Below are 26,423 nucleotides of genomic sequence, written 5' to 3' on the forward strand. Positions count from 1 at the left end.
TGGTCGACACGGACAACGCTGTCAGCCCTATCAGGCTCGCTATCAAAGCGGCCGTGATTTTTCGCATAGGACACTCCTTAGCGAAGGGATTTCAATATAAGCCCGTGGGCTTTTCCATTCAAGCCCGCGGCCATTGAAAGTATCCATCGCCGGCCGCGCTTGCATGGCGAAAAGGTATTTCACTTCCTGCGTGTGCGTGAAAGTACGCGCCTGGCGGGTCATGCAACAGCCGCTTTCAGCCGCAGATTTTTCGCATCGCGCTCCGGGCATTCCTGCTGAATATGCTTGCCGACGTCGGGATCGAGCATCTCGACGAGATAGTCGACGAAGGTCCGCACGGCGGGCACCATGCCCTGCCGCGACAGAAAGACGGCGTACAACTGCGGGGACGGTAGCGTCCAGCCCGCCATCACGGGCGACAGGCGGCCACTGCGCAGCGCCGCGCCATACATCATTTCCGGCAGCGCCGCGATGCCGACGCCCGCGAGCGCCGCTTCCAGGATCATCATCAGGTCGGCAGTGACGAGGCGTGGTTCATGGTCGTGCGCGTGGCGCGTGCCGTCGGGCGCGATCAGGTTGTAGACGTGGCGGCCGTCGCCTGTGGGCGTATCGAGCGTTTCGAAGCGCTTCAGGTCCGCGGGCTCGAGCGGCGGCGCGTTCTGGCTCAGGAGGCTCGGCGCGCCGACCAGCATCTGCTGTGTGCGCCACAACGGCCGCACGACGATATTCGCGTTTTCGGGCGGCTCCGAGCGCACGCGCAGCGCGACGTCGATCGAATCCTCGAACAGATCGACCACGCGATTCGTTACGCGCATCACGACCCGCACTTCCGGAAAACGGTGCATGAACTCCGGCATGATCTGCGACATGATGGTCTGCGAGATCGTCACGGGGACGCTCACGCGCACCGTGCCGCGCGGCGACGAGCGCAACTGCTGCACGACGTTGACGGCCGCCTGCGCCTCGGAGAGCATCGCCTGACAGTGCTGGTAGAACAGTTGCCCTGCTTCCGTCAGCGCGAGCTTGCGCGTCGAGCGCTGCAAGAGACGCACGCCCAGCGACGCCTCCAGCTCCGTCAGCCGGCGCGACAGGCGCGACTTCGAAATGCCGAGCACGCGTTCGGCGGCGGAGAACCCGCCGTGTTCGACGACCTGCGAAAAATACATCAGGTCATTCAGGTTATGCGAATCGATCTTCATGTCATCGTTTCACTAGCAGAACAATCCATTGCGATAGACGGCCTATCACGGCCCAAAACGGTCCATATAATAGCCCTATGTTTCAGAAATAACGCTATTCCCCAATTTTCGAGGTGATTTTGATGAGCGCGACCCGCACGATCGAACGCACGTATCCTTCCGTACGCACGGTTGAAGGCGGCGGTTTCGTCGTCCACCGCCCGTTTCCGACCCGCATGCTGATGGATTTCGACCCGTTTCTGCTGCTCGACGAAATGGGCCCCGTCGACTACGCGCCCGGCGAGGCGAAAGGCGCGCCAGATCATCCGCATCGCGGCTTCGAGACGGTCACGTACGTGCTCGAAGGGCAGTTTGGTCACAAGGATTCGGCGGGCCACTCGGGCACGCTGCGCGCGGGCGATGTGCAATGGATGACGGCGGGCGCGGGCGTCGTGCATAGCGAAATGCCCGACCCTTCTTTCATCGCGACAGGAGGCCGCGTGCATGGCCTGCAGCTGTGGGTGAACTTGCCCAAGCGCGACAAGATGATCGCGCCGCGCTATCAGGAAATGCCGTCGGCGGGGATTCCCGTCGCGACATCCGCCGACGGCAAGGTGCGCGTGAAAGTGATTGCCGGCGAGGCGCTCGGCGTGAAGGCCGCGATCGAAACGCGCACGCCGATCCTCTATCAGCATTTCACGCTGCAGCCTGGCGCGCAGCTTGTGCATCCCGTTCCGCGCGACTATCGCGTGTTCGCTTACGGGCTGTCGGGAAAAGGCCTGTATAGCGACGAGCGGCTCGAAATCGACGCGCAGCAGATGATCGTGTTCGACAACGACGGCGACACGGTGACGATCGCCGCCGGCACTGAACCGCTCGAGGTGCTGCTGTTCGGCGGCGTGCCGCTGAACGAGCCTGTCGTCCGTTACGGCCCGTTTGTGATGAATACGGAAGACGAAATCCGTCAGGCTGTCATCGACTATCAGGCCGGCCGCATGGGACAGATCACGCACTAGTCGTCCATACGGCTTTTCGCGGCAGGCACTCAACCGCGAATCGCAGCAAATTCGTTCACAATAGCGGTTCGAGCCGCGCGCCGCGTCATGCGTCGCGCGGCGCTATTGTTCCAACTCAACGTCCCGCACAGGAGCGCGCATGGCAGACACGAAGGTCACCGCACACATCGGCTCGACGGATTTCCAGGTGCTGTTCGACGACGGCACACACACATGGCTCGCCGACGAGCCCGAGTCGCTGGGCGGCGGCGATCGCGGCCCGACGCCGAACTCCCTGCTGCTGTCGAGCCTCGGCGCATGCACGTCGATTACGCTGAAGATGTACGCGCAGCGTAAAGGCTGGCCGCTCGAAGAAGTGCGCGTGACACTGTCGATGCAGAAAGAATGTGACGGCACGGCGATCGACCGCCAGATCGTCCTGACGGGCAATCTGTCGGACGAACAGCAGGAACGACTCCTGCAAATAGCCAATGCATGTCCCGTGCATAAGATCCTGAGCAATCCGATCTCGATCCGCACGGGCCTGGCCGTTGCGTGACATTGCGTGAATATTGAGCTTTAAGAGGAAGCTGTCGTCTTGAACTTCGAACATCTCATTCAGATCAACGATCCGCTCAACCCGCTCGTCGAATCGCTGACGCGCGAACAGCTGTGGGAAGGGCTCGTGCTGCGCGCGGAGCAGCCGCAGCTGTTCGTGATGGGCCTCGACAGCTGCGCGATCCTGTCGCGCACGGAAAGCACGATGGAGCGCGAGCTGCATTACGGCCATGCGACCGTGCGCGATCACGTCACGCTCACGCCGCAAAAAAGCGTGCGCTACGACATCAGCGCGACGGCCGATTACGTCGGCGGCTCGCTGACGATGACCATCGAGCAGCCCGACGAGCTGCAACTCTTCCTGCGCTTCGAGTACAGGACGAGCCTGCCGTCCGCCGACGAAAACGTCGACCCGGACGCGCATCAAACGGAAGAGATCGTGAAATCGGCCTATCGCGAGTCGGACATCGATACGGTCCGCCTGATCCGCCAGTACGTCAGCGCGCGCAATACGCCTGACCAGTTGCACTAAATCCCGCGCGCCGCCAAAGCCTTCAGGCGGCGCAAAATCCCCTCGCCTATCGAAACGTCAAACCGATTAATTTGGAAACCTTGTAAATGGGAATGGTTATCATTTAGAATCAATCTAACGAATCGACGAACACCAACGGCAAGCATGACGAACATGACACGCTCTTCCACGCTTAGCCTGCGCCGCCCCGCGGCAGCGGCACTGACGACCAGTCGTCCCGCCAAATCCGTGACGACGGCGCCTGCAGAACGCCATGCGGCCAATGGCAATGACGCAGCGCCGACGACGGCAGAAACGTCCGAGCGCGTGCTGCGTAGCGATGCGCTGCTTCAGGGCCGCAGCCATGTGAGCATCATGCACAACGGTGAGACGTATCAGTTGCGCGCAACGCGACTGGGCAAACTGATTCTGACGAAGTAACGAATGCCGCAGTAAAGATTGTTTTAGTACAGGGTATTGTGGGGACCACCTCCCAGAGAGGTGTTGGGCACTAGCCAGCCACGACGGCTTGCACGCGAGATCTAGACCCCTTCGTGCAGACACCAAGCCAGCCGTCGAAGCAAGCCAGGCCGTTTTTTTGGTTCTCACCGCGACGTGTGCGTGTATGAATCGCGCAACGTTCATCAATGACAGAAGCGAGAAGCCGTGCAGATGACTACATCTGCACGGCTTTTGTCTTTTGCGGCCCGCGCAGAACCTTCAGCGCAGTTCGAGCGCGGCAATGCCCGCGCGTGCAATCGCCGTATCCTGCTCCGATTTCACGCCCGACACGCCGATCGCGCCCACCGTCTCGCCTTCCACGACGATAGGCACGCCGCCTTCCACGAATGCGGCGAGCGGCGCACTCAGAAACGCGATGCGCCCCTGCTTGATGATGTCTTCGTAGACCTTGGTTTCGCGGCGTCCGAGCGCGGCCGTGCGCCCTTTCGCGGTCGCCATGTCGACCGTGCCGGGTGCCGCGCCATCCATTCGGTGCAGGTGAAGGAGATGACCGCCGTCGTCGAGAATCGCGATCGTTACGGTCCAGTGATTCGCCGCCGCATGCGCTTGCGCTGCGGCGGCCATCTTGCTGACGTCTTCGTCGGTCAATACGGGTTTGGTTCTCACGGGCGCCTCGCTCGGGTACGCGGCGCGCCGCCGATCAATGTGCCGGCCAGTACCAGAACATCAGCCACCACGCGCTATCGACGACGGCCAGTGCTGCCATGAACCATACCACCGACAGCGCGCGCTGGAAAACCCGCGCCGTGTAGCGGCGCGTCACGAGCCACGCGAGCCACGCGCTCCATGCATTCGCGATCACGAGAATCGCGATGCGCACGTCCGACGCCCAGTCGAGCGGCACATGCTCGGCCTTCAGCAGCGACAGCGTCGTCGCCGACAGGCCGAGGAACACGCCCGTGCCCGCAATCGGAATCAGCGCTTGCGCAAGATGATGCAGGCGCGTCATGTCGAAGCGTCCCAGCGTGCGCGTCGCGCCCGCCAGCAACGCGAGCAGCACCGTGCCGTAGACCACGCCCGTCGCAAGGATGTAGGCGATGATCATCGTGCCATCGAGCCACGAGAACACGTCGTTCTGTTCCGGATAGTGTGTAAACAGGAACCACGGCGCGTTCGTGTCGAGCGGCCACATGATGTCGTGATCGACGAGCCATGTCGCGAGCGACTGCTTGATGTCGATGAACCACGGCGAGCCCGTCCAGTGAAAGGCGCCGATTGCGATGCCGAGCAGGCCGTAGAGGATCAGCGCGGTGTCCCAGGCGCTCGCCTGCTTGTCGCCGAGGTTCACCACTTCCGTCGACGGCTTGCGCCACGTCAATTCGATCGCGTCACGATGCCCGCTGCAGCGGCCGCACATATGGCAGGCAGAGGCGCCCTTCATGTTGCGCAACGGCACGAGCGGCGCGCAGTTGATCGGGATCACGCGGTGACCGTGTTCGCCTTCCTTGTACGACCGGCGCCACGCGTCTTCGTCGACTTTGTAGTGGAACGGCGCGAGGCGCGCCAAAAGCGAAAAAACCCCGTTGACGGGGCACAGGTATTTACACCAGACGCGCTTCTCTCGACCGTATAGCAACCCGATGATCATCGCGGCAAAGGTCGATCCGCCTAACACCAGCAAGACCGCTTTTGGATACTGATAGACGCTGACCATCTGGCCGTAGATCGTCGTCAAACCGAAGGCGACGAAAGGCCAACCGCCCCAGCGCATCCAGCGCGGGATCGCCCAGCCTCGTCCGTATTTGCTCGCGAACTCCGCGAGCGCGCCTTCGGGACACAGCACGCCGCACCAGACGCGTCCGAGCATCACCATCGACAGCAGCACGAACGGCCACCAGATGCCCCAGAACACGAACTGCGCCGCGAGCGTCAGGTTGTTCCACAGATGCGCGGTGTCGCCCGGCAGTTCGGTGAACGCGGGCACGAGAATCAGGAAAGCGTAGACGGCAACGACGACCCACTGAATACCGCGGATGGCAGCGCCGTGGCGCTGCATCCAGTTGCCGGCTTCTGCAAGCCGGCTGCGGCGATTTGCGACTGCCGTCGTCATGCCGCGCGCCCTGCCGTCTGTTGCGCGGGAACGCGCTTCGAACGGCGGATCAGATACCACACGACGACCCAGTACAGCGCGTACGTGATCAGGTTCATCAACGCCGGATGCGCGCGATAACCCGTCAGCGTCGCGACCAGCGAGCCGAACGTGCTGGAGTCGTCGAGAATCATCGACGTGTTCCATATGCGGTCAGCGATGGTCGGCAGGATTTCCTTGTCGATCAGCTTGTCGACGCCGGTCTGGAACAGGCCCGCGCCGAGGAACAGCAGCATGATTTCCGTGACGCGGAAGAACAGCCGCCACGAGAAGATCTTGCCGCCCAGTTGCAGCAGGTAGAACGTGACGAATGCGAGACCGAGGCCCAGCAGCACGGCAAGAATCTGGCTCATGCCCACGTGACCCGACTGGCCGAAACCGAGGCCGTACAGAAAAATCACCGTCTCGCTGCCCTCGCGTGCGATCGCCAGCGCCACGAGCACGGCAACGCCCCACCAGTTCGCGCTCTGCGTGCTCTTCTTTAGCGACTGTTCCATGTCGCGTTTGAGCGTGCGCCCGTGCGACTTCATCCAGATCACCATCTGCACGATCAGCACGCAGGCGACCAGCACCATCGCGGTCTGGAAATAATCCTGCGCATCGCCCGACAGCACTTCGGTGAACCCGACCAGCGCGGCGCCCAGGCCGATCGCGGCCAGAATGCCTGCTGCGACGCCCGCCCACAGATACGGCAGACCGTGACGCGCCTGTTCGTCGCCATTCTTCAGCCACGCGTACAGAATGCCGACGACGAGCAGCGCCTCGACGCTTTCTCGCCAAACGATGAACACTACCTGACCCATCGAAACCTCCAACCACTTCAGTGGACGCCGCGCGTCCGTGTTACGGCTCGTGCTGCCGCGACGTCATTTGGCGACGATCACGCCCTGCGCCTGCTGATGGAAATCATCAAAGAACTTGTAGGTGCCGGGATCGAGCGGAGCGATCACGACCACCGATTCGGCGCCCGGCGCCAGAACCTTTTCCTTGCGCAGTTCGACGCTTTCGAATTCCGCCGCGCCCTTACCCGTGTTCTTCACTTCGATCCGGATGCGCTTGCCCGCAGGCACTTCGATACGCGCCGGCGTCAGCTTGCCGTCCGTCATTTCGAGCTTGAACGTCACGGCTTCCTCGGCGGCGTGCGCCACGCCGAAGAACGATGCCGCCATCGCGAGAACGGCAAGCTTCTTATTGACTCTCATGCACCCTTCCTAAAAATGCGGCGCGCTCTCACGCGCCGCTCATTGCCGCTCGTCGCGGCATCAGGGATCGCGATGCGATCGATACCGATCAGTAACCGCCCTTCTTGCCGATGCCCGCGAACGTGAAGTCGTATTCGAGCGTGAACGGCTTGAACCACGGGCCCACGCCCGTTTCCTTGTCGACGTGACGGCCGAACGCCATGTGGCCTTCCTGCATCGGCGGTTCCACGATCAGCTTCAGGTGATACTTGCCCGGGCCGGCGAGCTTGACGTTGTCGCCGTAGTGCGGACCGTCGTCGGCAACCATCGCCATCAGGTCGCCCTTCTGGTCGTAGCTCGAACCCGGCTTCGTCAGTTCGTAGTGAACTTGCAGATAAGGCATCCAGTCACCTTCTGCGAACCCAGTCGGATTCTTCTTGACTGCATGGATGTCGGCCTCCAGATGCACGTCGGAATCCGACGCCTTGCGCATCATGCCTTCCGGGTCCATCGTGATCGGTTGCAGATAGACGGCGCCAACTTCCATCCCGCCGCGGATCTGCTGCTTGCCGATCGGATATTCAGCGGCCGACGCCGACATCGCGGCAACGGCAGCGAGGGCAGCTACTCCGCCGCTAAAGATTGACGAAACGCGCATTGAAACTCCTTTGGTTTTTTTAGACTGAAGCAACGAAAAGCCGTACTCGGAAAGGCGCGTTGAAGAGGTCTCGCAAGCGCGTGGTCTTCACGTCTTTCGCGAATTGTCCGATGCGCCAACGCAAGTGCGAAAGCAGTAACGAACGGTAATGCGAACCATTCTCAATACTTGAACCAGTTTATCACTGTTCGGAGGGAGAAACAAATGCGAAAGCGTCGAAAGCCTTGCTGCGACAGGGTCTTACGCGAAGCTTAAGCGCAGTTTTCGTGGTGTTTGCGGCAAGGCGCCGCGATGGAGTCGCGGCTGAACAAGGAGTGAGACATGGAGCGACATGCGCGGCGGCAAAGCGCCGCGCCTCGTAGCCTTTCCGCAACGGCGGAAACGTGGACGGAAGCTAGTCCGTGCCCGTCAGATGATCTCCGACATTCGCGCCGAATACCCGCTCGCGCAGCAACGCCAGCTGGTCTCGCACCTGAGCCGCTTTTTCGAATTCGAGATTTTTCGCGTGCTCCATCATCTGCTTCTCAAGCCGCTTGATCTCCTTGGAGATCTGCTTTTCGGACATGTCTTCGAACTTCGCACGAACCTGCTGCTCCTTCAGTTCGGCGCGCGCTTCATCGACGTTGTAGACGCCGTCGATGATGTCCTTGATCCGCTTGACCACGCCGCGCGGCACGATGCCCCGCTCCGTATTGAACGCGATCTGCTTCGCGCGCCGCCGCTCGGTTTCGTCGATCGCGCGCTTCATTGAATCCGTAGTCTTGTCCGCGTAGAGAATCGCCTTGCCGTTTACGTTACGCGCGGCCCGGCCGATGGTCTGGATCAGCGAGCGCTCGGCGCGCAGGAAACCTTCCTTGTCGGCATCGAGAATCGCGACGAGCGACACTTCGGGAATGTCCAACCCTTCGCGCAACAGGTTGATCCCGACCAGCACGTCGAAAGTGCCCAGGCGCAAATCACGAATGATTTCGACGCGCTCGACAGTGTCGATGTCGCTGTGCAGATAGCGCACCTTCACGCCATGATCGGCGAGAAACTCCGTCAGTTGCTCGGCCATGCGCTTGGTCAGCACCGTGACGAGCACGCGGTCGCCCGCCTTCACGCGCTCGTTGATCTCGCCCAGCACGTCGTCGACCTGCGTGCGCGCCGGTCGCACCTCGATTTCCGGATCGACGAGGCCTGTTGGGCGCACGACCTGCTCGGCCACCTGCCCCGCCGTCTTCTTCTCGTAGTCGGCGGGCGTCGCCGACACGAACACGACCTGGCGCATCTTGCGCTCGAACTCGTTGAACTTGAGCGGCCGGTTGTCGAGCGCGGACGGCAGCCGGAAGCCGTAGTCGACGAGATTTTCCTTGCGCGCGCGGTCGCCGTTGTACATGCCGTTCAACTGGCCGATCAGCACGTGCGATTCGTCGAGGAACATCATCGCGTCGGCGGGCAGGTAGTCGACGAGCGTCGGCGGCGGCTCGCCGGGCGCGGCGCCCGAGAAATGCCGCGAGTAGTTCTCGATGCCTTTGCAGAAACCCAGTTCCTGCAACATTTCCAGATCGAAGCGCGTGCGCTGCTCGAGCCGTTGCGCTTCGACGAGCTTGCCATCGCCGTAGAAAAATTCGAGCCGGTCGCGCAGTTCGGACTTGATCGTCTCGACGGCGCGCATGACCGTCTCACGCGGCGTCACATAGTGCGATGACGGATACACGGTGAAACGCGGAATCTTCTGACGCACGCGGCCCGTGAGCGGATCGAAGAGCTGCAACGTATCGATTTCGTCGTCGAACAACTCGACGCGCACCGCCATTTCCGCATGCTCGGCGGGGAAAATATCGATCGTATCGCCGCGCACGCGGAATGAACCGCGCGCGAAGTCGGCTTCATTGCGGTTGTACTGCATCGCGATCAGACGCGCGATGATGTCGCGCTGCCCCATCTTGTCGCCCGTGCGCAGCGTCAGAATCATCTGGTGATATTCCGACGGATTCCCGATACCGTAGATCGCCGACACAGTTGCGACGATCACGACGTCGCGCCGTTCCATCAGGCTCTTCGTCGCGGACAGCCGCATCTGCTCGATGTGCTCGTTGATCGACGAGTCCTTTTCGATGAACAGATCGCGCTGCGGAACGTACGCTTCCGGCTGGTAATAGTCGTAGTACGAGACGAAGTATTCGACGGCATTGCGCGGAAAAAACTCGCGAAACTCAGAGTACAGCTGCGCGGCGAGCGTCTTGTTCGGCGCGAAGACGATGGCCGGCCGGCCCAGCCGCGCGATAGTGTTCGCCATCGTGAAGGTCTTGCCGGAACCCGTCACGCCGAGCAGCGTCTGGAACGACAGACCGTCCTCGACGCCTTCGACGAGCGTGTCGATGGCCGTCGGCTGGTCGCCTGCGGGCGGATACGGTTGATAGAGCCGGAACGGGGAGCCCTCGAACGTCACGAATTTGGATTCGTCGAGAGCGTCGTGGACTTCACTCAGATGATGTTCGGACATGGAAGCGGCACCTCGGCCGGGAGCAAACGACTATTCTAGCGTTTTGCGAACAGGCGGGCTGACGCCTCGCCGGACGCCCAGGACGCAGCCGGCGCACGTCCGCTGGCGCGTCCGGATTGATGCGAACGCGGCATGAAAACATCGCCAGATCGCTGTTTTCATTGCAAATTAATCGACCCGCGGGCCCTGCCGATGTCAAAAACCCCGGCGAGATTCGTTACAATGGCACGTTGCGCGCCAGCGCGGCCGTCGGTCGAAAGCGTCGCCGGAACCTGCACCAGGACTTTCCGCCGCAATTGCCGAACCCGGTCGCCATACGGTGCATACGGTTCCTAGCAGCATCCGAAGTCGTCCCTCTTTTCACTACTGCCGAATCATCATGTCTCTGTTCTCCGCTGTCGAACTCGCTCCCCGCGACCCGATCCTGGGCCTGAACGAAGCTTTCAACGCAGATACGCGCACCACCAAGGTCAATCTTGGCGTTGGCGTGTATACCAATGAAGAAGGCAAGATTCCTCTGCTGCGCGCTGTGCGTGAAGCAGAAAAGGCACGCATCGAAGCGGCACTGCCGCGTGGCTATCTGCCCATCGAAGGTATCGGCGTCTATGACGCAGCCGTGCAGAAACTGCTGCTCGGCAACGATTCGCCGCTGATCGCGGCTGGCCGTGTCGTCACGGCACAGGCGCTGGGCGGCACGGGCGCGCTGAAGATCGGCGCGGACTTCCTGAAGCGCGTCAATCCGGCATCGAAGGTCGCGATCAGCGATCCGAGCTGGGAAAACCACCGCGCGCTGTTCGAAAGCGCCGGCTTCGAAGTCGTCTCGTATCCGTACTACGACGCGAAGTCGCAAGGCGTGAACTTCGAGGGCATGCTGTCCGCGCTTAACAGCTACGAAGCGGGCACGGTCGTCGTGCTGCACGCGTGCTGCCACAACCCGACGGGCGTCGATCTGACGGTCGACCAATGGAAGCAGGTGGTCGAAGTCGTGAAGGCGCGCTCGCTCGTGCCGTTCCTCGACATCGCCTATCAGGGCTTTGGCGACGGCATCGACGCCGACGCAGCCGCGGTGCGCCTGTTCGCGCAATCGGAACTGAACGTGTTCGTGTCGTCGTCCTTCTCGAAGTCGTTCTCGCTGTATGGCGAGCGCGTCGGCGCACTGTCGATCATCACGGGCAGCAAGGAAGAAGCGGCGCGCGTGCTGTCGCAACTCAAGCGCGTGATCCGCACGAACTACTCGAACCCGCCGACGCACGGCGGCGCCGTCGTCGCAGCCGTGCTCGGCTCGCCGGAATTGCGCGCGACGTGGGAAACGGAACTGGGTGAAATGCGCGACCGCATTCGCGCGATGCGCAATGGTCTCGTCGAACGCCTGAAGGCCGCGGGCATCGACCGCGACTTCAGCTTCGTCAACGCGCAACGCGGCATGTTCTCGTACTCGGGTCTGACGGCTGCGCAAGTGGACCGCCTGCGCGAAGAGTTCGGCATCTATGCTGTCAGCACGGGCCGTATCTGCGTGGCCGCGCTGAACACGCGCAACCTGGACGTGGTGGCTAACGCGGTTGCCGCTGTCCTGAAGTAACCATTGCGAGCGAGACGGCGCGAGGCGTTGTCTCTTACTCTTTGCAATTGAAAAGGCGCTCGTTTCGAGCGCCTTTTTTCATGCCGTTGACGCGAGGAACGCGCTCAACGCAAGTCGCGGTGAATGTCGTGCGTGACGAAGGCTGCATCGTTGTCGGGCATATCGAGCCAGCCCGGCTGCGCAAGCGAATTGCGGATGTCTTCGAGGCCGCTTTCCCAGTGCTGACGCATCGTCGACAAGCCGAACTGAAAGTCCTTGTAGTGCCCTTCGTATTCCTTGTTGCCGTAGATCAGATGAACGATGTTGTAGCGCTTCGAGCACGATAGCTCTTCGGCAAGCTTGCACCATGGATCATTGCGGTGCTCAGGCGACACGCGATCGAGCACTTCGCGCAGCACATGCCGAAAGCGCTGCGTGCGCTGCATCGTGTCCGTGACGAGGCGCGTGCGACTCGAATACTGAATGTCCTTCATCCGGCCTTGGACATCCGTGATGTTGTCCGGCACGGGGCCCAGCGCGCTCCACAAGTCGACCTGAAACGCGAGCGTATCGCGGCGCGGACTGGCTTGCGCGACCTCGTACAGCGGCGTGTTCGACATCAGCCCGCCGTCCCAGTAATACTCGCCGTCGATTTCGACGGCTCCGAAGCCCGGTGGCAACGCACCCGACGCCATGAAATGCTCCGGCCTCAGCGTCTTATGGGTATTGTCGAAATAGGCGAAGTTGCCCGTGTGTACATTCACGGCGCCAACCGAAACATGCACTTCCTTCGAGTTGATCCGGTCGAAATCGCATAGCCGCTCTAGCGTCGCCTTGAGCGGCGTCGTGTCGTAATAGCTCGCGAGTTGCGGCGGAACAGAAACGGCGGGCAACGGCGGTGGAAAACGCGGCGTGAAAAAGCCCTTCTGCCCGTCGACGAGCGCGCCGACTGCCTGCATCGCAGTGAACGCCTTGCGCACCGTGTCGTTTGAATTGAAGAAAGCCTGCTCGAGGGCAGCCGGCAAGGGCGGACCATAGGCCGGCTGGCAGATGGTCTCCCAGAACTCGCGCAGTTTCTCGACGCGATGCTCGGGCGCATTGCCCGCAATGATCGCCGTGTTCAGCGCACCAATTGAAATGCCCGCTAACCAGTTGGGCAGAATGCCCGCCTCGTCGAGCCCCTGATACACGCCAGCCTGATACGCGCCCAGCGCGCCGCCGCCTTGCAGCATCAGCGCGACGGTCTCGTACTGAGGCAGCGCCGCGTGATGACTGGCGCGAACGCTGGGCGCCGCGCCCGCCTGCTCGCTTTCTCCCGCGCCGGCACCGCCGGCGCGTGCCCGCTTCACACTCGGTTGTGAATCGCGTTGCGCCATCATCACCCTCCTCGCTTATTACGCGTTTATTGCGCGTTCATTGCATATACCAGCCGTGGCTTACGATGAACGATTGCCCCGTGAGCGCGGCCGTCGGGAACGACGACAGGAACAGCACCGTCTGCGCGACATCTTCGACCGTGGTGAAGATGCCGTCCACCGTGCCGCCGAGCATCACGCGCTTGACCACTTCTTCCTCGCTGATGCCCAGTTCCTTGGACTGCTCGGGAATCTGCTTGTCGACGAGCGGCGTACGCACAAAGCCCGGACATACGACATGCGAGCGCACGTTATGTTTCGCGCCTTCCTTCGCGAGCACACGCGAAAGGCCGAGCAGCGCATGCTTGGCCGTCACGTAAGCCGACTTCAGCGGCGACGCTTCGTGCGAGTGTACGGAGCCCATGTAGATCACGATGCCGCCGCGATCGTCCTTGTACATGTGCTTGAGCGCGGCTTTCGTGGTGAGGAAGGCGCCGTCGACGTGGATGGCCTGCATCTTCTTCCAGTCCGAGAACGAGTAGTTCTCGATCGGATTAACGATCTGAATGCCGGCGTTTGAAATCAGGATATCTACTGAGCCGAGTTCGGCCGCGACCTTGTCGATGCCCTGATTGACGGCGTCTTCGTTCGTGACGTCCATCGCGACGCCGAGCGCCTTGCCGCCCGCCTTGTTGATCTCTTCGGCGACGGCGTTCGCGCCGTCCTGGTTCAGGTCCGCAATCGCGACGGCCGCGCCCGCCGCCGAGAGCGTCAACGCGATCTGCTTGCCGATGCCGCTCGCCGCGCCCGTGACGACGGCAACCTTGCCTTTCAGACTATCGTTAGATGACGACATCCAGAACCTCCATGCAGTTGATTGAGCAATGACAACATGGCGCGCAGCCATCGTAAAGCTGGCCGAATGGCATATGCCGTCCGGTCTATTGTTGCACTGCGGCCGACTCCGCTATTGTGCATGAAGCTACGCGAACTACACACCCAAAGGCACGTCTTCCCGATTCGGATTAATGTGTGGGGTTCCGGCTACGACATTCACAAAAGGAGATCTGGATGAACTACCGACGTCTCGGCCGTTCCGGCCTGCAAGTCAGCGAGCTGTCCATTGGCTCATGGGTGACTTACGGCAATCAGGTGGACCGGCGCGCCGCGCGGGAATCGCTGGCGGCCGCGCGCGACGCGGGCGTGAATTTCTTCGACAACGCCGAAGTCTACGCGGGCGGCAAGTCCGAGCAGATCATGGGCGAAGCGCTGAAAGAACTGAACTGGCCGCGCGTGAGCTACATCGTCTCGACCAAGTTCTTCTGGGGGCTCAACGAAGCGCCCAACCAGTACCACACGCTCAATCGCAAGTATCTGCTGAATGCGATCGATCACTCGCTCAAGCGCCTACAGCTCGATTATGTCGATCTCGTGTTCTGTCATCGTCCTGACCCGAACACGCCCGTCGAAGAAACCGTGTGGGCGATGAGCGACATGATTACGCGCGGCAAGGCACTTTACTGGGGCACGTCCGAATGGAGCGCCGATGAAATTCGCGCGGCATACGAGATCGCCGAGCGGCATCATCTGCACAAGCCCGTGATGGAGCAGCCGCAATACAACCTGTTCCATCGCAAGCGTGTCGAGCAGGAGTATCGCCGGCTTTACGAAGACATCGGTCTCGGCCTTACGACCTGGAGCCCGCTCGCTTCCGGTCTGCTTACGGGCAAGTATCGCAACGGCGTGCCGGCCGGCAGCCGCGCGGAACTGCAGGGCTACGACTGGCTGCGCAAGGAGCTGACCGACTCCGGCAAGAACAGCGTAGTCGGCAAGCTTGGAGAGGTCGCGGACGAACTCGGCTGCACCATCGGGCAACTGGCGCTCGCGTGGATCCTGACGAATCCGAACGTCAGCACGATCATCACTGGCGCGTCGCGTGTCGAGCAGATCGCGGAAAACATGAAGGCGCAGGACGTAGCCGCGCAGATTACGCCGGAACTCAAGGAGAAGATCGAAGCGATCGTCGGCGACGCTTATCAGTGACCGTTGGAGACGCTGCGCGGGCCGTACGAGTGATGCATGCGGCCTGTCGCGGCGAATGGGCGGCGAGTTGGCGACAAACGGACGGCGGCGGGCGGGTCGGGCCGCTCGCGCACCTCGCGTACAATACGCAGCCCCAACGTTTGACTCTGCGGCCGCGCGGCCGAAAGCCGAGGCAATGCGCTTTGCGCAGTGTTTTCATCGGCATTCGTCCCGCACGGCGACCGCGTAATTCGCTTCTTCACTAGCGCCTTCATTGCCATGCTCAGTTACCGCCACGCTTTCCACGCAGGCAATCACGCCGACGTCCTGAAACACGCTGTCGTCGTGCAGTTACTGCGCTACCTCGGACAAAAGGACAAGCCGTACTGGTACATCGACACGCACGCGGGCGCAGGTGTCTATTCGCTGAAGGAAGGCTACGCGACCAAGACCGGGGAGTTCGAAACGGGCATTGCGAAATTGTGGAATCGCAAGGATTTGCCGCCCATGCTCGCGGAATATGTCGATGAAGTGTCCGCGCTGAATGCCGATGGCGAATTGCGCTACTACCCGGGCTCGCCCTATCTCGCGTGGCGTCTGATGCGCGAGCAGGACCGCATGCGTCTGTTCGAGTTGCACAGCACCGAGATCGACGTGCTGCGTCACAACTTCCGCGACGCGGGCCGTCGCGCGATGCTCTTCTCGGGCGACGGGTTCGACGGCATCAAGCCGCTACTGCCGCCGGCGCCGCGTCGCGCGCTCGTGCTCGTCGATCCGTCGTATGAAGACAAGCGCGACTACGGGCGCACGCTGAATTGCGTCGAAGAAAGTCTGAAGCGGTTTGCGACGGGAACGTATGCCGTCTGGTATCCGCAAGTCGCGCGACCGGAATCGCAGCGCTTTCCCGACCAGCTGAAGCGGCTGCAGGACAAGAACTGGCTGCATGTTTCGCTGACCGTCAGCAGCCCGCCTACCGACGGCTTTGGGCTCTTCGGCAGCGGCATGTTCATTCTGAATCCGCCCTACACGCTGGCGAAGATGCTGAAGGAAACGCTGCCGTGGCTCGTCGAGGTGCTGGGCCAGGACAAGGCCGCGCAGTTCAAGGTCGAGCATCGCGGCGATTGAGCGGCCCGTTGGGCCGGCCCAACGGGCGTGCGGCTACTTGACCTGCTCGGCCGCCTTGCGAGCGAAGTCGTTCGTATAGGTCGCCTTCAGATCGACCTTCGACGCATCGAGCCTTGTATCGAATGAAGCAAGCGCGCGCAATGCCGTTGGCGGTCCGTCGGCCGGCATCAGGCCATCGGGCGAATAGGCTTCACGGACGTTGTGGAAGGCCTCGATGTACAGCGCCTTGTCGTTGAGCAGATAGGCTGGCGGCACCATCTTCACGATGTCGTCATCGCTTGCCGTCTGAAGCCAGCGATCCGCCCGCACGATTGCATTCGCCAACGCCTGTGTCGTCTTCGGATTCTTCTGTATGAAGCTGTCCGACGCGTAGAGCGTCGCCGCGGGCATCGTCCCGCCGAACACTTCCTGCGTACCCTTCACGGTGCGCGTGTCGACCAGCACCTTGATATCGCCCGCGCGTTGCAGCTTCGTCATCATCGGGTCGACATTCGACAGCGCGTCGACCTGTCCGTTGCTCACCGCAGAAATCACGGTCGCGCCGCTGCCTACGCCAATCACCGAGATATCGCTGCGTTGCACGCCGGCCTTGCGCAACGCGACGGTCAGCACGAGATCGGTCGACGAACCCGGCGCGCTCACACCCACCTTCGCGCCTTTGAAATCCGCCAGCGACTTCAGCGTGTCGGCTTTGCTTTTCGTCACCGCGACGGCGATTTGCGGTGCGCGCCCCATCAGCACGAACTCGCGGTAGTGCTGGCCTTTCGCCGCCATGAAGATCGTGTGCTCGTAGGCGCCCGCGCCGACGTCCGCGCTGCCGCCCACCACCGCTTCGAGCGCCTTCGATCCGCCCGCGAAATCCTCGAGCGTCACGTCCAGTCCTTCGTCCTTGAAGAAGCCCAGTCGAGAGGCCGTCAGCACAGGGAGATAGTAGAGACCCGGCAGGCCGCCGACCGCCATCGTGAGCGTTGGCTTTTCAGGCGTTTCCTTCGCGATGGCAGGGTGCGCCGCAAGTGCCAGCAGCGCCGCGCACACACTTGCGGCACGACTAAACCAGAGGTCGCGCATTCGTTGTCTCCTGTTTTGTTCGAATTGTTCGTCTCGCTGCGTGGGACGCGTGGAATGCACATCCCGAGCGATGATCGCGCAGCGATTGTCGTCTGAGGACGTAGTACGCGCCATGCGCCGAAACCCGAATAATGAAACGAGTCGCCGCGTCAGGCTGAACTATTGCGAATGCGGCACGTATCGCGGACGCGGCTGCGGCGTCGGCGGATTGGGATAGGGAGCCTGCGTGGCACCCGGCACCTGAATATACGGCGCCACGATGTAAGGCGGCGCCCCGTTGGGCGCAAGTTCCTCGGGCGCGGCAATCGGTTGTGCCTCGACGATGCGGCTGTGTGACAGCGGCCCCGTCGTCAGGATAGTGCCGCTCTGGCCGTCGCTGATGCCGGCTTGCGTGTCGAGAACCAGCGGCGGCCGGCTCGTCGACGAAGCGGCAAATGCCGTCGATGCCGCCCCCAGCAGCACGACAGCCGCTGCGGATCGCAGCAGATAAATCGAGTGGTCTGAAAACATGGGCGCCCGGAATGTTTGTAGGAATGCCGGTTATCGCGAAAACATCATACCTTACCGCGGCACAAGCATTTGAGCTAGTCGCCAGCGACCAGCGTAGTGCAATCCACTGGCTCCAGATGCGACAAAGCCCCGCATGACGGGGCTTGATCTTCCAACCGGGGCTCGCGGCGCATTATTGCCGCGCGAGCCGGGGCGAACGACTTACAGCGAGTAGCCGCTGGTTTCGAGCGCGCGGATACGCTGTTCGAGCTGGACGATATCCGACGATTCTGCGAGGTAAGCCTCGCGACGGGTACGTTCAGCCGTTTCAAACCAGTTGCTCAGCTTTTCGATTACAAATGCAAACATGATGAACTCCAAGGATCAGTTAAGAATCCCCGGTGAGTTGGGCATCAGGGATTTCCCGTAGAAGGGTTAACCCCGATTATAGTCTTCTCGTGCAACCTTGCCAGTGAATTGCACGAATGACGTGCATTCCGTTTTGGAATGGTGCATGTTAATTTCTTGGTCAAACCATTGATTCTCAGTGAATTTTTCGAGATTCATCGAAGAATCGCTCAATCAACACACCGTTTTAGCACCATGTTGGTGCTCAGACGGTGATTACTCACAACGCTGCGTCACTGTTTTTCATTACCCGTGACAATGCGGCGCAGCCGACGTCGCATCCACGGCAGCAAGGCTTTCGATAATCGGGCAATCCGGACGGTCGTCGCCATGGCAATGGTCGGCAAGATGCGTGAGCGTGTCGCGCATCTCGGTCAATTCGGCGATACGGCGGTTCAGTTCGGCAACATGCTCCAATGCAATCGACTTCACCTCCGCGCTCGCACGCGAGCGGTCGTTCCACAGTGCAAGCAGCTTGCGAATATCCTCGACCAGAAACCCCAGGCGCCGCGCCTGACGGATAAAGCGCAGCGAATGGACTTCCTGCGTTCCGTAAACCCGGTATCCCGCCTGCGTGCGCTCCTTCGCTGCGAGCAATCCGACGCTCTCGTAATAGCGGATCATTTTCGCCGTCACGCCCGACGCACGGGCCGCTTCACCAATATTCATCGCTCGTTCCCCACTCTGCTTTCACGATATGTTGCATGATTCTTGACCTTCCCACAGTGGGAAGGTCAATCATGTAGTTGCCGGTCGACAGGCATAATTCAACCGTTGCAGGACTTACCAGCTAGAGGAAAAGCATGAGCATCGAATTCAAGGTAGAAGGCATGAGCTGCCAGCATTGCGTCGCCGCCGTCACGCGCGCCATCCAGGAACAGGACGCCGGCGCGCAGGTTCAGGTCGACCTGTCGGCGGGCAAGGTCGCCGTTCAGTCGGGCGCGTCCGTCGACACGCTGAAGGCCGCCATCGACGAAGCCGGCTACACGGTCGTCGGCGTCGACGGCAACTGAGCGGAGAACACGCGCATGTTCAAGGTGGCCGTTATTGGCGCATCGGGTTTGCTCGGACGCGCGATCGTCGGTGAACTGACGCAGCAGCCGGACTGGCAGCTCGTGCAGACAACCTTCAGCCGTCCCTTCGGGCAAAGCGTCACGCTCGACATTCGCGATGCCGACGCCGTCGCGCAGTTCGTCGATCGCGAGCGGCCGGACGCGCTCGTCATCGCGGCAGCCGAGCGGCGTCCGGATGTGTGCGAGCACGATCCGGAGCTCACGCGTGCGCTGAACGTGGATGCCGTGCGCGCGATCGCATCGGCGGCGCGGCGGCACGGCGCGTGGGTGCTGTCCATTTCCACCGACTACGTGTTCGACGGCACGCAACCGCCCTATCGCTATGACGCCACGCCGTCGCCGATCAACGCCTACGGCCGCAGCAAATTGGAGGGTGAGCAGGCGCTCGCCGAATCGACGGATCTCGGCTGCGTGTTGCGCTTGCCGCTGCTGTTCGGACCGATCGTCGACTGGCAAGAGTCGGCTGTCACGAGCCTCGTGCCCGCGATTGCCGCGTCGGCGCGCACGGCTTCGTCCGAAGTGAAAGCCGCCGTGATGGACGCGTGGGCGATCCGCTATCCGACGTATACGCCCGACGTGGCCGTCGTCGTGCGTCAGTTGCTGGAATGGCACGCGCGCGACGAAGCGGTGTGCGGCACGGTGCAGTGGTCCGGCGACGAACCGATGACGAAGTACGACATCGCGCAGCGTCTCGCCAGCGCGTTGCGGATCGACGCGCAACTGACACCACAGCACACGCCGACGGACGCGACGCCGCGCCCACACAACTGTCATCTCGATTCGACGCGGCTCGAGACGCTCGGCATCGGGCGGCGTACGCCGTTCGATACGGCGATTCGCGACGTGCTCGCGCAATTTCCGTGGCGCGGTTAGCCGCACATAAAGCGCTATAGAAAGTCAGTGGAAGTCACGGCTCATCGATTGCAAGCCGCCCAGCAGATGCGACATATCGACGAGCCGTTGCGCCACCAGGTGCCGCACTTCGCCTTCGCATTGCCACGTGCCGTACACGGCGAGCAGCGATGCGCCGAGCGCTTCTTTCCTTTGTCTTTCCAGCAAACTCGGCCAGATGATCACGTTGACGTTGCCCGTCTCGTCCTCGATCGTCACGAACAGCACGCCCTTGGCCGTGCCCGGCCGCTGCCGCACGGTGACGATGCCGCAGCCGCGCGCGAGCCGCCCGTTGCGATAGTCGCGCAACTTCGACGCGGGCATTAACCGCTGTTCGAGCAACGCAGGGCGCAGCAACTCCAGCGGATGACGGCCGAGCGTCAGTCCCACCGAACGGTAATCGGCGACGATGTCCTGCGCCTCCGACGGCGCGCCGAGTTCGGGCGTATCGTCCTGAACGGCGGCAACCGACAGCATGTCCTTGTCGGGCACGGCGTCCACCGAGTGCCACAACGCTTCGCGCCGGTTCCCCGCCAGCGACGACAACGCATTCGCGTCGGCGAGCACGTGCAGATCGCGCCGGTTGAGTTGCGCCCGGCGCGCGAGATCGTGAACGCTTCCGAATGGCCGCACCGCGCGCCCGTTTTCGATACGCTCGGCTGCGCCGTCTTTCATGCCGCGCAGCAGCGACAGGCCGAGGCGAACGGCGGGACGCGCGTTACCTTCCACCGTCTCGAGCGATGAATCCCAGCCGCTGATCGTCACATCGACGGGCAACGCGATTACGCCGTGTCGTCGCGCGTCCTGCACGAGTTGCGATGGCGAATAGAAGCCCATCGGCTGGCTGTTGAGCATCGCGGCGAGAAATGCCTCGGGCTCGTGGCATTTCAGCCAGCTGCTCGCATAGACCAATAGCGCGAAACTCGCCGCGTGGCTCTCCGGAAAACCATATTCACCGAAGCCTTTGATCTGCTCGAAAATCGCCTCGGCAAAACTCTGCTCGTAGCCGCGCTCACGCATGCCGTTGACGATGCGATCGTAGTATTTTTCGAGCCCGCCCTTGCGCTTCCATGCTGCCATCGCGCGACGCAACTGATCCGCCTCGCCCGGCGTGAAACCCGCCGCGAGAATCGCGACCTGCATCACCTGCTCCTGGAAGATCGGCACACCGAGCGTGCGTTCGAGGGCGACTTTCAGTTGCTCGCTCGGATAGCTGACAGGTTCGAGCTTCTGCCGACGCCGCAAATACGGATGCACTGCGCCGCCTTGAATCGGCCCTGGTCGCACGATCGCGACTTCGATCACCAGGTCGTAGAAAGTCCGCGGACGCAGCCTCGGCAGCATGCTCATCTGCGCGCGCGACTCGATCTGGAACACGCCGACGGTATCGGCGTTCGAGATCATGTCGTAGGTCGCTTTGTCTTCGGGCGGAATGTGCTGCATCTCGAAGCGCTCGCCAATGCGATCCGACACGAGATCCAGCGTGCGCCGGATCGCCGACAGCATGCCGAGCGCGAGCACATCGACCTTCAGCAAGCCGAGCGATTCGAGATCGTCCTTGTCCCACTCGATCACCGAGCGATCGGCCATCGCCGCATTCTCGACAGGCACGAGCCGCGTGAGCTTGCCTCGGCTGATCACGAAGCCGCCCGAATGCTGCGAAAGATGACGCGGAAAATTGAGCAGTTGCGACGCGAGCCGCGCCCACGCCTGAATCAGCGGCTTTTCCGGATCGAGTCCCGACTCTTCGAAGCGCTTGAGCAGATCGTGACTCGTATCGAACCATTGATGTGACTTCGCGACGGTATCGACGATCTGCGGATCGATGCCGAGCGCCTTGCCCGTTTCGCGCAATGCGCCGCGCGGCCGGTACGTCGACACGGCCGCCGCGATCGCCGCTCGGTCGCGCCCGTACTTGCGATAGATGTACTGAATCACTTCTTCGCGCCGCTGATGCTCGAAATCGACGTCGATGTCGGGCGGCTCGCCGCGCTCCTTCGAGATGAAGCGCTCGAACAACATGTTGCCGCGCGCCGGATCGACCTCGGTGACGCCGAGGCAATAGCACACAGCCGAGTTGGCCGCCGACCCGCGCCCCTGACACAGAATGTGCTGGCTGCGCGCATAACGCACGATGTCGTAGACGGTCAGAAAGTACGGCTCATAGCCGAGGTCGGCGATCAGCGCGAGTTCGTGCTCGATCTGCTCCTGCACGTTGAACGGAATGCCCGAGGGGAAGCGGTACTGCGCGCCGATGTACGTTTCCTGGCGCAGATACGCAGTCGGCGTGTAGCCTTCCGGCACGAGTTCGTCGGGATATTCATAGCGAAGCTCGTCGAGCGAAAACGCGCAGCGCGACAGCACGCTGATGGTCTCGCGTATCGTATGTTCGGGATACAGATTCGCGATGCGCAAGCGCGAGCGCAGATGCTGTTCTGCGTTCGGCGCGAGTTCGTAGCCGCATTCATGCACCGGCCTGCCGACGCGAATCGCCGTCATCGTGTCCTGTAATGGCTTGCGCGAGCGCACATGCATCACGACGTGACCCAATGCGACGACGGGCACGTTCTGCTTCTCCGCGACATATTCGAGCGCGCCGCGATGAATATCGTCCATCGCGCGCTGATGCAGCACCAGCCCCACCCATGCACGGCCGGGAAACGTCTCGTCGAGCCATTCGATCTGCGCTTCGAGTATCTCTTCACTCGCCGGAAAATCGGGCACGATGATCGCGAGACAATCGGGCATGCCGCGCAGATGCGCGTGCTCGCGATCGGGCCGCGACAGATCGTGCGGCGTGAGGCGATATTCGCCCTTCGGCGCGCGCGTGCGCGCGAGCGTGATCAGCTCCGACAAGTTGCCGTAGCCTTCGCGATTCTGCGCGAGCAGGATCAGGCCGAACGCGGGCGTGCCATCGGCGTTGCGCAACTGGAAGTACGAGCCGATCACGAGCGGCAAGCCCACTTCCTTCGCCGCCACATGCGCGCGCACGACGCCCGCAAGCGAACATTCGTCGGTGACGGCGAGCCCTGAATAGCCGAGCTGAAACGCGCGCCCGGCGATTTCTTCCGCATGCGACGCGCCATGCAGGAACGTGAAGTTCGAAAAACAGAACAGCTCGGCGTAGGCCGGCAACACGTTGAAGGTTGTATCCATCGCGTGTCATCCGAACAGGCCGTGCAGGAACCAGCGTGGTTCCTCTTCGACATCGCGGCTGCTGACGCGCTCGTAATAAACCCAATAGCAGCTGCGGTCTTCACCTTGCATCACAAAATAGTCGCGCGTGACGAGCGCGCCATCGAACCAGCCCGCTTCGATCCGCTCACCCGGCGATACCATCTTCAACGGCGAGCCATAAAACGGCCGGTGCTGGCGCATGAGCAGACGCACGGGCGTCGCCAGCATCCATGTCGGACGCGGCAAGCCTTTGGGCAACTGCATTTTCTTTTCCACATGGTTGATCGACACCCAGCGGTTCGCGATTTCAGGCCGATAATCGGCCGTCGGCGCGGGACGCAGCACATTCTCTTCGCCATTACGCGCGATCAGCAGTTCGATCAGCCGCGCGTGATCCGCCGGTGAGCCGCCCGGCTGAGGGAAAAGTTGATCGGTGGCGGGCGCGGCAGCGTCGACCTTCGATGCATCAAGCCGCAAGGCAATGGCAGGCGCCTCCAGCGTGAGACGATGCAGCCGCTCCTTCACGAGACGCAGCAGATGATCTTCTCGCCACGCAGCCTCGCCTAAGGCGATATCGATCGACGTCGGCGCCATGGCTTCGCGGCCGCGCTCATGCTCGAACGACAGCGTGATCGCCGTCACGGCCAGTTGCTTCGCGCACAGCCAGCCGCACAGCTGCACGATCAGCCGATGCGCGGCAAACACTGCGCCGTCCGCATGCTCCAGACGATCGGGCAATTCGAGGCGCGCGCTAAACGTGGGCGGCAGCTCGAGCCAGTCGAACAGTTCTGGCGCGGTGCCGAACGCGCGGTCGAGCGAATCCAGCAGATGCTCACCACAGCGCCGCTGCAGGCCGGCGCGCGGCAGACGGCGCACATCGGCAATCGATTCGCAGCCAAGACCGCTGAACCAGTCGGCAAACGGACGGATTTCCGGCACGGCGAGCATCGGCAGCGGCTCAAGCACGCGTTCGAGCGATGCGAGTTGCAGCACGCGCCGGTTACCGTGTTTCGCCAGCAGCCATGCGCCCTGCCCGGTCGGCGCGGCGCTGATGCGCGCCGTCAGACCGAGCGCGCCGAGAATCGCCTTCGCCTGACGGCACAACGGCAACAGGCCACCGAAAAGCCGCAAACTCCCGCCGACTTCGACGAGCACCGTCGCTTCGTCAAGCAGCGCGACGTCGGGCGAAAATTTCATCAGCGCGATGCCCACTTCACGTTGCGTGGCGTTCTCGCGTGCGATGTCGCGCTCGTACAGCATCGTTTCCGGCGACAGCGTCAGCACGCCACCGCGCTTCATCCCGAGCCGCACGCCCGCTGCGCGGGCCGCGCCGTCTGCGATCGCGACCTTGTCTTTCTCCAGCACCACGCTGCCGTGCCCGGGCTCAGGCGACCACCTCGGTCGAAAGACTTCGAGCGGCAACTTCGGCAAGTGGACGGCGAGAAAGACGCGCATGACGGGAAAACAGAACGGGGGTGGGTTGAAGAGGAATCGACAGAGGTTCCGCGCGTGTTGGGCCTCGTCGTTTCACGATATCGACCATCAGACCGTCGGCCGAAGGCCGTAACGCCAGCCGCAATAAAGCCGGCGATGAGTCCTGAGCCGAGGCGAGCGGCCGGACCATGATGAAGAGCGTCTCCGAAGACTGTGCGGCCAGATGCAGACGACGCAGCGAGGACGCCTGCGCATGCTGCGCCCACAAGATGAGCGCGCCGCAGGTGCCGGCGCGCAGAATCTGCTCGGCGGACCAGAAGGCGTCGGAGCTTTTGGGTGCTTTGACCTGCAGCAGCTTGTCGAGAGAGAGCCCGATGTAATCGAGGCCCAGGCCGTCTGGAATATGCGGCGGCTGTACCAGCGCGATGGGACGATCGCCCAGCGAACTCAATGCAGGCCGCAGCAGGCGCATCTCACCGACACCCGGCACCTGAACCAGCAAGTCGACCAGCGCACCGATGGGCCAGCCACCACCGGGTAACTCTGTAGATAGCGCGGGATAGCCGGTGTCAAGCGTGCGCCGCCCGCCGCGTGCGAGCTGCGAGGCTCGCCATAGCGATGGGTGAATCTCTTCGGCACGCGTGACTGCGGATGACATCGGCGTAGGAAAATACCTGTATATATGTACAGTATCCTACACGGAAATTGGCAAGGAAATGGCGCCCTTTTTGGGAAGGGCTGGGGGTTTCTTAGGACTTCAGAGGCTGGTTTGGGGTAGTTAAAACGTTTCGTCAGATGTTTTGTCGGTTTGGCTTTAACGCAGATTGACAGAACGACGATTGCTGACCGCGCTGCTGGTCAAGATGTGCAAAGGACAAAAATGTAGGGGATTGATGTGCTGGGCGTAGACCGTCAGTCGAGCGTCGATGCGGTCAGGTGGGCATTGGGTGCGAATCTACACGAATGGCGCCTCGCGTCAGCGCACGCTTGACAAAAGGGAACTGAGGCATGTCGCGACGTCGGCCATTGCGGCCCGGCCACGCCGTCGTGGCGCGACGTTAAACCGCGCGCCCCACAAACGACAAGACCCCGCTTTTGAGGGCGGGGTCTTGGTTTGAATAAGGAGCCTGACGATTACCTACTTTCACACGGGCAATCCGCACTATCATCGGCGTGGAGTCGTTTCACGGTCCTGTTCGGGATGGGAAGGGGTGGTACCGACTCGCTATGGTCATCAGGCATGACGGGTTGCTGCGTCGCATTTGGGGTGCGCCACAGCCAATCTGGAAGAAGCGTAAAGAGGGTATGGGTTGTGTTGTTTCTGGCACAACACTGATCTCTCAACCGTGTGCGTGTCGTACTCCCTTCGGGAGTGGGATGCCCGTAAGTGCTGAAGCACTAACGATCATCGACACGAGACACACCTGTTATAGGATCAAGCCTTACGGGCAATTAGTATCAGTTAGCTTAACGCATTACTGCGCTTCCACACCTGACCTATCAACGTCCTGGTCTTGAACGACCCTTCAAGGGGCTCGAAGCCCCGGGGATATCTCATCTCAAGGCGAGTTTCCCGCTTAGATGCTTTCAGCGGTTATCTCTTCCGAACATAGCTACCCGGCGATGCCACTGGCGTGACAACC

General features: G+C 61.9%; 25 protein-coding genes and 2 rRNA genes. 9 read left to right on the plus strand and 18 right to left on the minus strand.

Annotated elements, in window-relative coordinates:
* Positions 1 to 218: 218 nt before the first annotated feature.
* A complete protein-coding gene (locus tag BLT65_RS14140; RefSeq protein WP_042311639.1) occupies positions 219 to 1,199 on the minus strand; it encodes a LysR family transcriptional regulator in 981 nt (326 codons plus the stop codon).
* Positions 1,200 to 1,321: 122 nt separating this feature from the next.
* Here BLT65_RS14140 and BLT65_RS14145 point away from each other — a divergent pair, with 122 nt between their 5' ends.
* The 4 genes from BLT65_RS14145 to hemP all read left to right on the plus strand — a co-directional run bounded on the left by BLT65_RS14145 (position 1,322) and on the right by hemP (position 3,683).
* Positions 1,322 to 2,194 carry a pirin family protein gene (locus BLT65_RS14145; protein WP_091778517.1) on the plus strand — a complete coding sequence of 291 codons (873 nt, stop codon included), beginning with the start codon at positions 1,322 to 1,324 and terminating at the stop codon, positions 2,192 to 2,194.
* A 139-nt stretch (positions 2,195 to 2,333) separates the two neighbouring features.
* On the plus strand, positions 2,334 to 2,732 hold the full coding sequence (locus BLT65_RS14150) for an OsmC family protein (RefSeq protein WP_091778519.1): 399 nt from the start codon (positions 2,334 to 2,336) through the stop codon (positions 2,730 to 2,732).
* A gap of 39 nt (positions 2,733 to 2,771) precedes the next feature.
* The gene (locus tag BLT65_RS14155) at positions 2,772 to 3,263 is read left to right on the plus strand and encodes an SRPBCC family protein (RefSeq protein ID WP_042311644.1); all 492 of its coding nucleotides are present in this window, start codon (positions 2,772 to 2,774) and stop codon (positions 3,261 to 3,263) included.
* A 144-nt stretch (positions 3,264 to 3,407) separates the two neighbouring features.
* Positions 3,408 to 3,683 (plus strand): hemin uptake protein HemP, encoded by a 276-nt coding sequence (gene hemP, locus BLT65_RS14160; RefSeq protein ID WP_091778522.1) that lies wholly within the window; start codon positions 3,408 to 3,410, stop codon positions 3,681 to 3,683.
* Between the two features lie 279 nt (positions 3,684 to 3,962).
* Here hemP and BLT65_RS14165 read toward each other — a convergent pair whose 3' ends face one another.
* The 6 genes from BLT65_RS14165 to uvrB form a co-directional block, all read right to left on the minus strand.
* Positions 3,963 to 4,370, minus strand: coding sequence for a GlcG/HbpS family heme-binding protein (locus BLT65_RS14165; RefSeq protein ID WP_091778524.1), 408 nt, complete (start codon positions 4,368 to 4,370; stop codon positions 3,963 to 3,965).
* A 34-nt stretch (positions 4,371 to 4,404) separates the two neighbouring features.
* Positions 4,405 to 5,814: a 4Fe-4S binding protein gene (locus tag BLT65_RS14170; RefSeq protein ID WP_091778526.1), complete on the minus strand. Its 1,410-nt coding sequence runs from the start codon at positions 5,812 to 5,814 to the stop codon at positions 4,405 to 4,407.
* On the minus strand, positions 5,811 to 6,656 hold the full coding sequence (locus BLT65_RS14175) for an FTR1 family iron permease (RefSeq protein WP_091778528.1): 846 nt from the start codon (positions 6,654 to 6,656) through the stop codon (positions 5,811 to 5,813). Before BLT65_RS14175 ends, BLT65_RS14170 begins: the two co-directional genes overlap by 4 nt.
* A gap of 63 nt (positions 6,657 to 6,719) precedes the next feature.
* Positions 6,720 to 7,055, minus strand: coding sequence for a cupredoxin domain-containing protein (locus BLT65_RS14180; protein WP_091778530.1), 336 nt, complete (start codon positions 7,053 to 7,055; stop codon positions 6,720 to 6,722).
* Between the two features lie 88 nt (positions 7,056 to 7,143).
* Positions 7,144 to 7,692, minus strand: a complete 549-nt coding sequence (locus tag BLT65_RS14185) for an iron transporter (protein ID WP_091778532.1) — start codon at positions 7,690 to 7,692, stop codon at positions 7,144 to 7,146.
* A 394-nt stretch (positions 7,693 to 8,086) separates the two neighbouring features.
* Complete coding sequence (uvrB, locus tag BLT65_RS14190; protein ID WP_091778534.1) at positions 8,087 to 10,180, minus strand: excinuclease ABC subunit UvrB; 2,094 nt, start codon at positions 10,178 to 10,180, stop codon at positions 8,087 to 8,089.
* A 379-nt stretch (positions 10,181 to 10,559) separates the two neighbouring features.
* Here uvrB and BLT65_RS14195 point away from each other — a divergent pair, with 379 nt between their 5' ends.
* Positions 10,560 to 11,759: an amino acid aminotransferase gene (locus BLT65_RS14195; protein ID WP_091778536.1), complete on the plus strand. Its 1,200-nt coding sequence runs from the start codon at positions 10,560 to 10,562 to the stop codon at positions 11,757 to 11,759.
* Positions 11,760 to 11,863: 104 nt separating this feature from the next.
* Here the strand turns inward: BLT65_RS14195 and BLT65_RS14200 are convergent, their stop codons facing one another.
* The gene (locus tag BLT65_RS14200) at positions 11,864 to 13,114 is read right to left on the minus strand and encodes a DUF3734 domain-containing protein (protein ID WP_091778539.1); all 1,251 of its coding nucleotides are present in this window, start codon (positions 13,112 to 13,114) and stop codon (positions 11,864 to 11,866) included.
* A gap of 37 nt (positions 13,115 to 13,151) precedes the next feature.
* Positions 13,152 to 13,949 (minus strand): 3-hydroxybutyrate dehydrogenase, encoded by a 798-nt coding sequence (locus tag BLT65_RS14205; protein ID WP_036004200.1) that lies wholly within the window; start codon positions 13,947 to 13,949, stop codon positions 13,152 to 13,154.
* 215 nt (positions 13,950 to 14,164) lie between these two features.
* Here BLT65_RS14205 and BLT65_RS14210 point away from each other — a divergent pair, with 215 nt between their 5' ends.
* A complete protein-coding gene (locus BLT65_RS14210; RefSeq protein ID WP_042311664.1) occupies positions 14,165 to 15,136 on the plus strand; it encodes a potassium channel beta subunit family protein in 972 nt (323 codons plus the stop codon).
* A 258-nt stretch (positions 15,137 to 15,394) separates the two neighbouring features.
* Positions 15,395 to 16,240 carry a 23S rRNA (adenine(2030)-N(6))-methyltransferase RlmJ gene (locus tag BLT65_RS14215; protein WP_091778621.1) on the plus strand — a complete coding sequence of 282 codons (846 nt, stop codon included), beginning with the start codon at positions 15,395 to 15,397 and terminating at the stop codon, positions 16,238 to 16,240.
* A 33-nt stretch (positions 16,241 to 16,273) separates the two neighbouring features.
* On the opposite strand, the gene BLT65_RS14220 is transcribed toward BLT65_RS14215, so the two are convergent.
* The 4 genes from BLT65_RS14220 to cueR all read right to left on the minus strand — a co-directional run bounded on the left by BLT65_RS14220 (position 16,274) and on the right by cueR (position 18,874).
* Positions 16,274 to 17,308, minus strand: a complete 1,035-nt coding sequence (locus tag BLT65_RS14220) for an ABC transporter substrate-binding protein (protein ID WP_091778585.1) — start codon at positions 17,306 to 17,308, stop codon at positions 16,274 to 16,276.
* 159 nt (positions 17,309 to 17,467) lie between these two features.
* On the minus strand, positions 17,468 to 17,818 hold the full coding sequence (locus tag BLT65_RS14225; RefSeq protein WP_042311673.1) for a hypothetical protein: 351 nt from the start codon (positions 17,816 to 17,818) through the stop codon (positions 17,468 to 17,470).
* Positions 17,819 to 18,019: 201 nt separating this feature from the next.
* Positions 18,020 to 18,166, minus strand: coding sequence for a DUF3563 family protein (locus BLT65_RS14230; protein ID WP_007590397.1), 147 nt, complete (start codon positions 18,164 to 18,166; stop codon positions 18,020 to 18,022).
* 285 nt (positions 18,167 to 18,451) lie between these two features.
* Positions 18,452 to 18,874, minus strand: a complete 423-nt coding sequence (cueR, locus tag BLT65_RS14235) for a Cu(I)-responsive transcriptional regulator (protein WP_091778587.1) — start codon at positions 18,872 to 18,874, stop codon at positions 18,452 to 18,454.
* A 134-nt stretch (positions 18,875 to 19,008) separates the two neighbouring features.
* Here cueR and BLT65_RS14240 point away from each other — a divergent pair, with 134 nt between their 5' ends.
* Positions 19,009 to 19,218 (plus strand): heavy-metal-associated domain-containing protein, encoded by a 210-nt coding sequence (locus BLT65_RS14240; RefSeq protein WP_091778589.1) that lies wholly within the window; start codon positions 19,009 to 19,011, stop codon positions 19,216 to 19,218.
* Between the two features lie 15 nt (positions 19,219 to 19,233).
* Entirely contained in the window at positions 19,234 to 20,151 is a 918-nt protein-coding gene (locus tag BLT65_RS14245) for a dTDP-4-dehydrorhamnose reductase family protein (RefSeq protein WP_091778590.1), read from the plus strand.
* A gap of 24 nt (positions 20,152 to 20,175) precedes the next feature.
* Here BLT65_RS14245 and BLT65_RS14250 read toward each other — a convergent pair whose 3' ends face one another.
* From BLT65_RS14250 to BLT65_RS14270, 5 genes are all read right to left on the minus strand, one after another.
* Positions 20,176 to 23,325, minus strand: coding sequence for an error-prone DNA polymerase (locus BLT65_RS14250; RefSeq protein ID WP_091778592.1), 3,150 nt, complete (start codon positions 23,323 to 23,325; stop codon positions 20,176 to 20,178).
* Positions 23,326 to 23,331: 6 nt separating this feature from the next.
* Complete coding sequence (locus BLT65_RS14255; RefSeq protein WP_244186497.1) at positions 23,332 to 24,801, minus strand: Y-family DNA polymerase; 1,470 nt, start codon at positions 24,799 to 24,801, stop codon at positions 23,332 to 23,334.
* On the minus strand, positions 24,731 to 25,438 hold the full coding sequence (gene imuA / locus BLT65_RS14260; protein WP_042311687.1) for a translesion DNA synthesis-associated protein ImuA: 708 nt from the start codon (positions 25,436 to 25,438) through the stop codon (positions 24,731 to 24,733). Before imuA ends, BLT65_RS14255 begins: the two co-directional genes overlap by 71 nt.
* A gap of 467 nt (positions 25,439 to 25,905) precedes the next feature.
* Positions 25,906 to 26,019 (minus strand): 5S ribosomal RNA (gene rrf, locus BLT65_RS14265).
* Positions 26,020 to 26,211: 192 nt separating this feature from the next.
* Positions 26,212 to 26,423, minus strand: a 23S ribosomal RNA gene (locus tag BLT65_RS14270); the annotation flags it as partial.

The sequence above is a fragment of the Paraburkholderia steynii genome (genome assembly GCF_900100565.1).
GTDB classification, from domain to species: domain Bacteria; phylum Pseudomonadota; class Gammaproteobacteria; order Burkholderiales; family Burkholderiaceae; genus Paraburkholderia; species Paraburkholderia terrae.

Coding starts and splice junctions, on each gene's coding strand:
- cueR (WP_091778587.1), bottom strand. CDS start 18,874: ATGAATATTGGTGAAGCGGCCCGTGCGTCGGGCGTGACGGCGAAAATG.
- BLT65_RS14215 (WP_091778621.1), top strand. CDS start 15,395: ATGCTCAGTTACCGCCACGCTTTCCACGCAGGCAATCACGCCGACGTC.
- imuA (WP_042311687.1), bottom strand. CDS start 25,438: ATGTCATCCGCAGTCACGCGTGCCGAAGAGATTCACCCATCGCTATGG.
- BLT65_RS14205 (WP_036004200.1), bottom strand. CDS start 13,949: ATGTCGTCATCTAACGATAGTCTGAAAGGCAAGGTTGCCGTCGTCACG.
- BLT65_RS14185 (WP_091778532.1), bottom strand. CDS start 7,692: ATGCGCGTTTCGTCAATCTTTAGCGGCGGAGTAGCTGCCCTCGCTGCC.
- BLT65_RS14225 (WP_042311673.1), bottom strand. CDS start 17,818: ATGTTTTCAGACCACTCGATTTATCTGCTGCGATCCGCAGCGGCTGTC.
- BLT65_RS14145 (WP_091778517.1), top strand. CDS start 1,322: ATGAGCGCGACCCGCACGATCGAACGCACGTATCCTTCCGTACGCACG.
- BLT65_RS14250 (WP_091778592.1), bottom strand. CDS start 23,325: ATGGATACAACCTTCAACGTGTTGCCGGCCTACGCCGAGCTGTTCTGT.
- BLT65_RS14200 (WP_091778539.1), bottom strand. CDS start 13,114: ATGGCGCAACGCGATTCACAACCGAGTGTGAAGCGGGCACGCGCCGGC.
- BLT65_RS14240 (WP_091778589.1), top strand. CDS start 19,009: ATGAGCATCGAATTCAAGGTAGAAGGCATGAGCTGCCAGCATTGCGTC.
- BLT65_RS14255 (WP_244186497.1), bottom strand. CDS start 24,801: ATGCGCGTCTTTCTCGCCGTCCACTTGCCGAAGTTGCCGCTCGAAGTC.
- BLT65_RS14210 (WP_042311664.1), top strand. CDS start 14,165: ATGAACTACCGACGTCTCGGCCGTTCCGGCCTGCAAGTCAGCGAGCTG.
- BLT65_RS14140 (WP_042311639.1), bottom strand. CDS start 1,199: ATGAAGATCGATTCGCATAACCTGAATGACCTGATGTATTTTTCGCAG.
- BLT65_RS14220 (WP_091778585.1), bottom strand. CDS start 17,308: ATGCGCGACCTCTGGTTTAGTCGTGCCGCAAGTGTGTGCGCGGCGCTG.
- hemP (WP_091778522.1), top strand. CDS start 3,408: ATGACGAACATGACACGCTCTTCCACGCTTAGCCTGCGCCGCCCCGCG.
- uvrB (WP_091778534.1), bottom strand. CDS start 10,180: ATGTCCGAACATCATCTGAGTGAAGTCCACGACGCTCTCGACGAATCC.
- BLT65_RS14180 (WP_091778530.1), bottom strand. CDS start 7,055: ATGAGAGTCAATAAGAAGCTTGCCGTTCTCGCGATGGCGGCATCGTTC.
- BLT65_RS14175 (WP_091778528.1), bottom strand. CDS start 6,656: ATGGGTCAGGTAGTGTTCATCGTTTGGCGAGAAAGCGTCGAGGCGCTG.
- BLT65_RS14150 (WP_091778519.1), top strand. CDS start 2,334: ATGGCAGACACGAAGGTCACCGCACACATCGGCTCGACGGATTTCCAG.
- BLT65_RS14195 (WP_091778536.1), top strand. CDS start 10,560: ATGTCTCTGTTCTCCGCTGTCGAACTCGCTCCCCGCGACCCGATCCTG.
- BLT65_RS14230 (WP_007590397.1), bottom strand. CDS start 18,166: ATGTTTGCATTTGTAATCGAAAAGCTGAGCAACTGGTTTGAAACGGCT.
- BLT65_RS14170 (WP_091778526.1), bottom strand. CDS start 5,814: ATGACGACGGCAGTCGCAAATCGCCGCAGCCGGCTTGCAGAAGCCGGC.
- BLT65_RS14245 (WP_091778590.1), top strand. CDS start 19,234: ATGTTCAAGGTGGCCGTTATTGGCGCATCGGGTTTGCTCGGACGCGCG.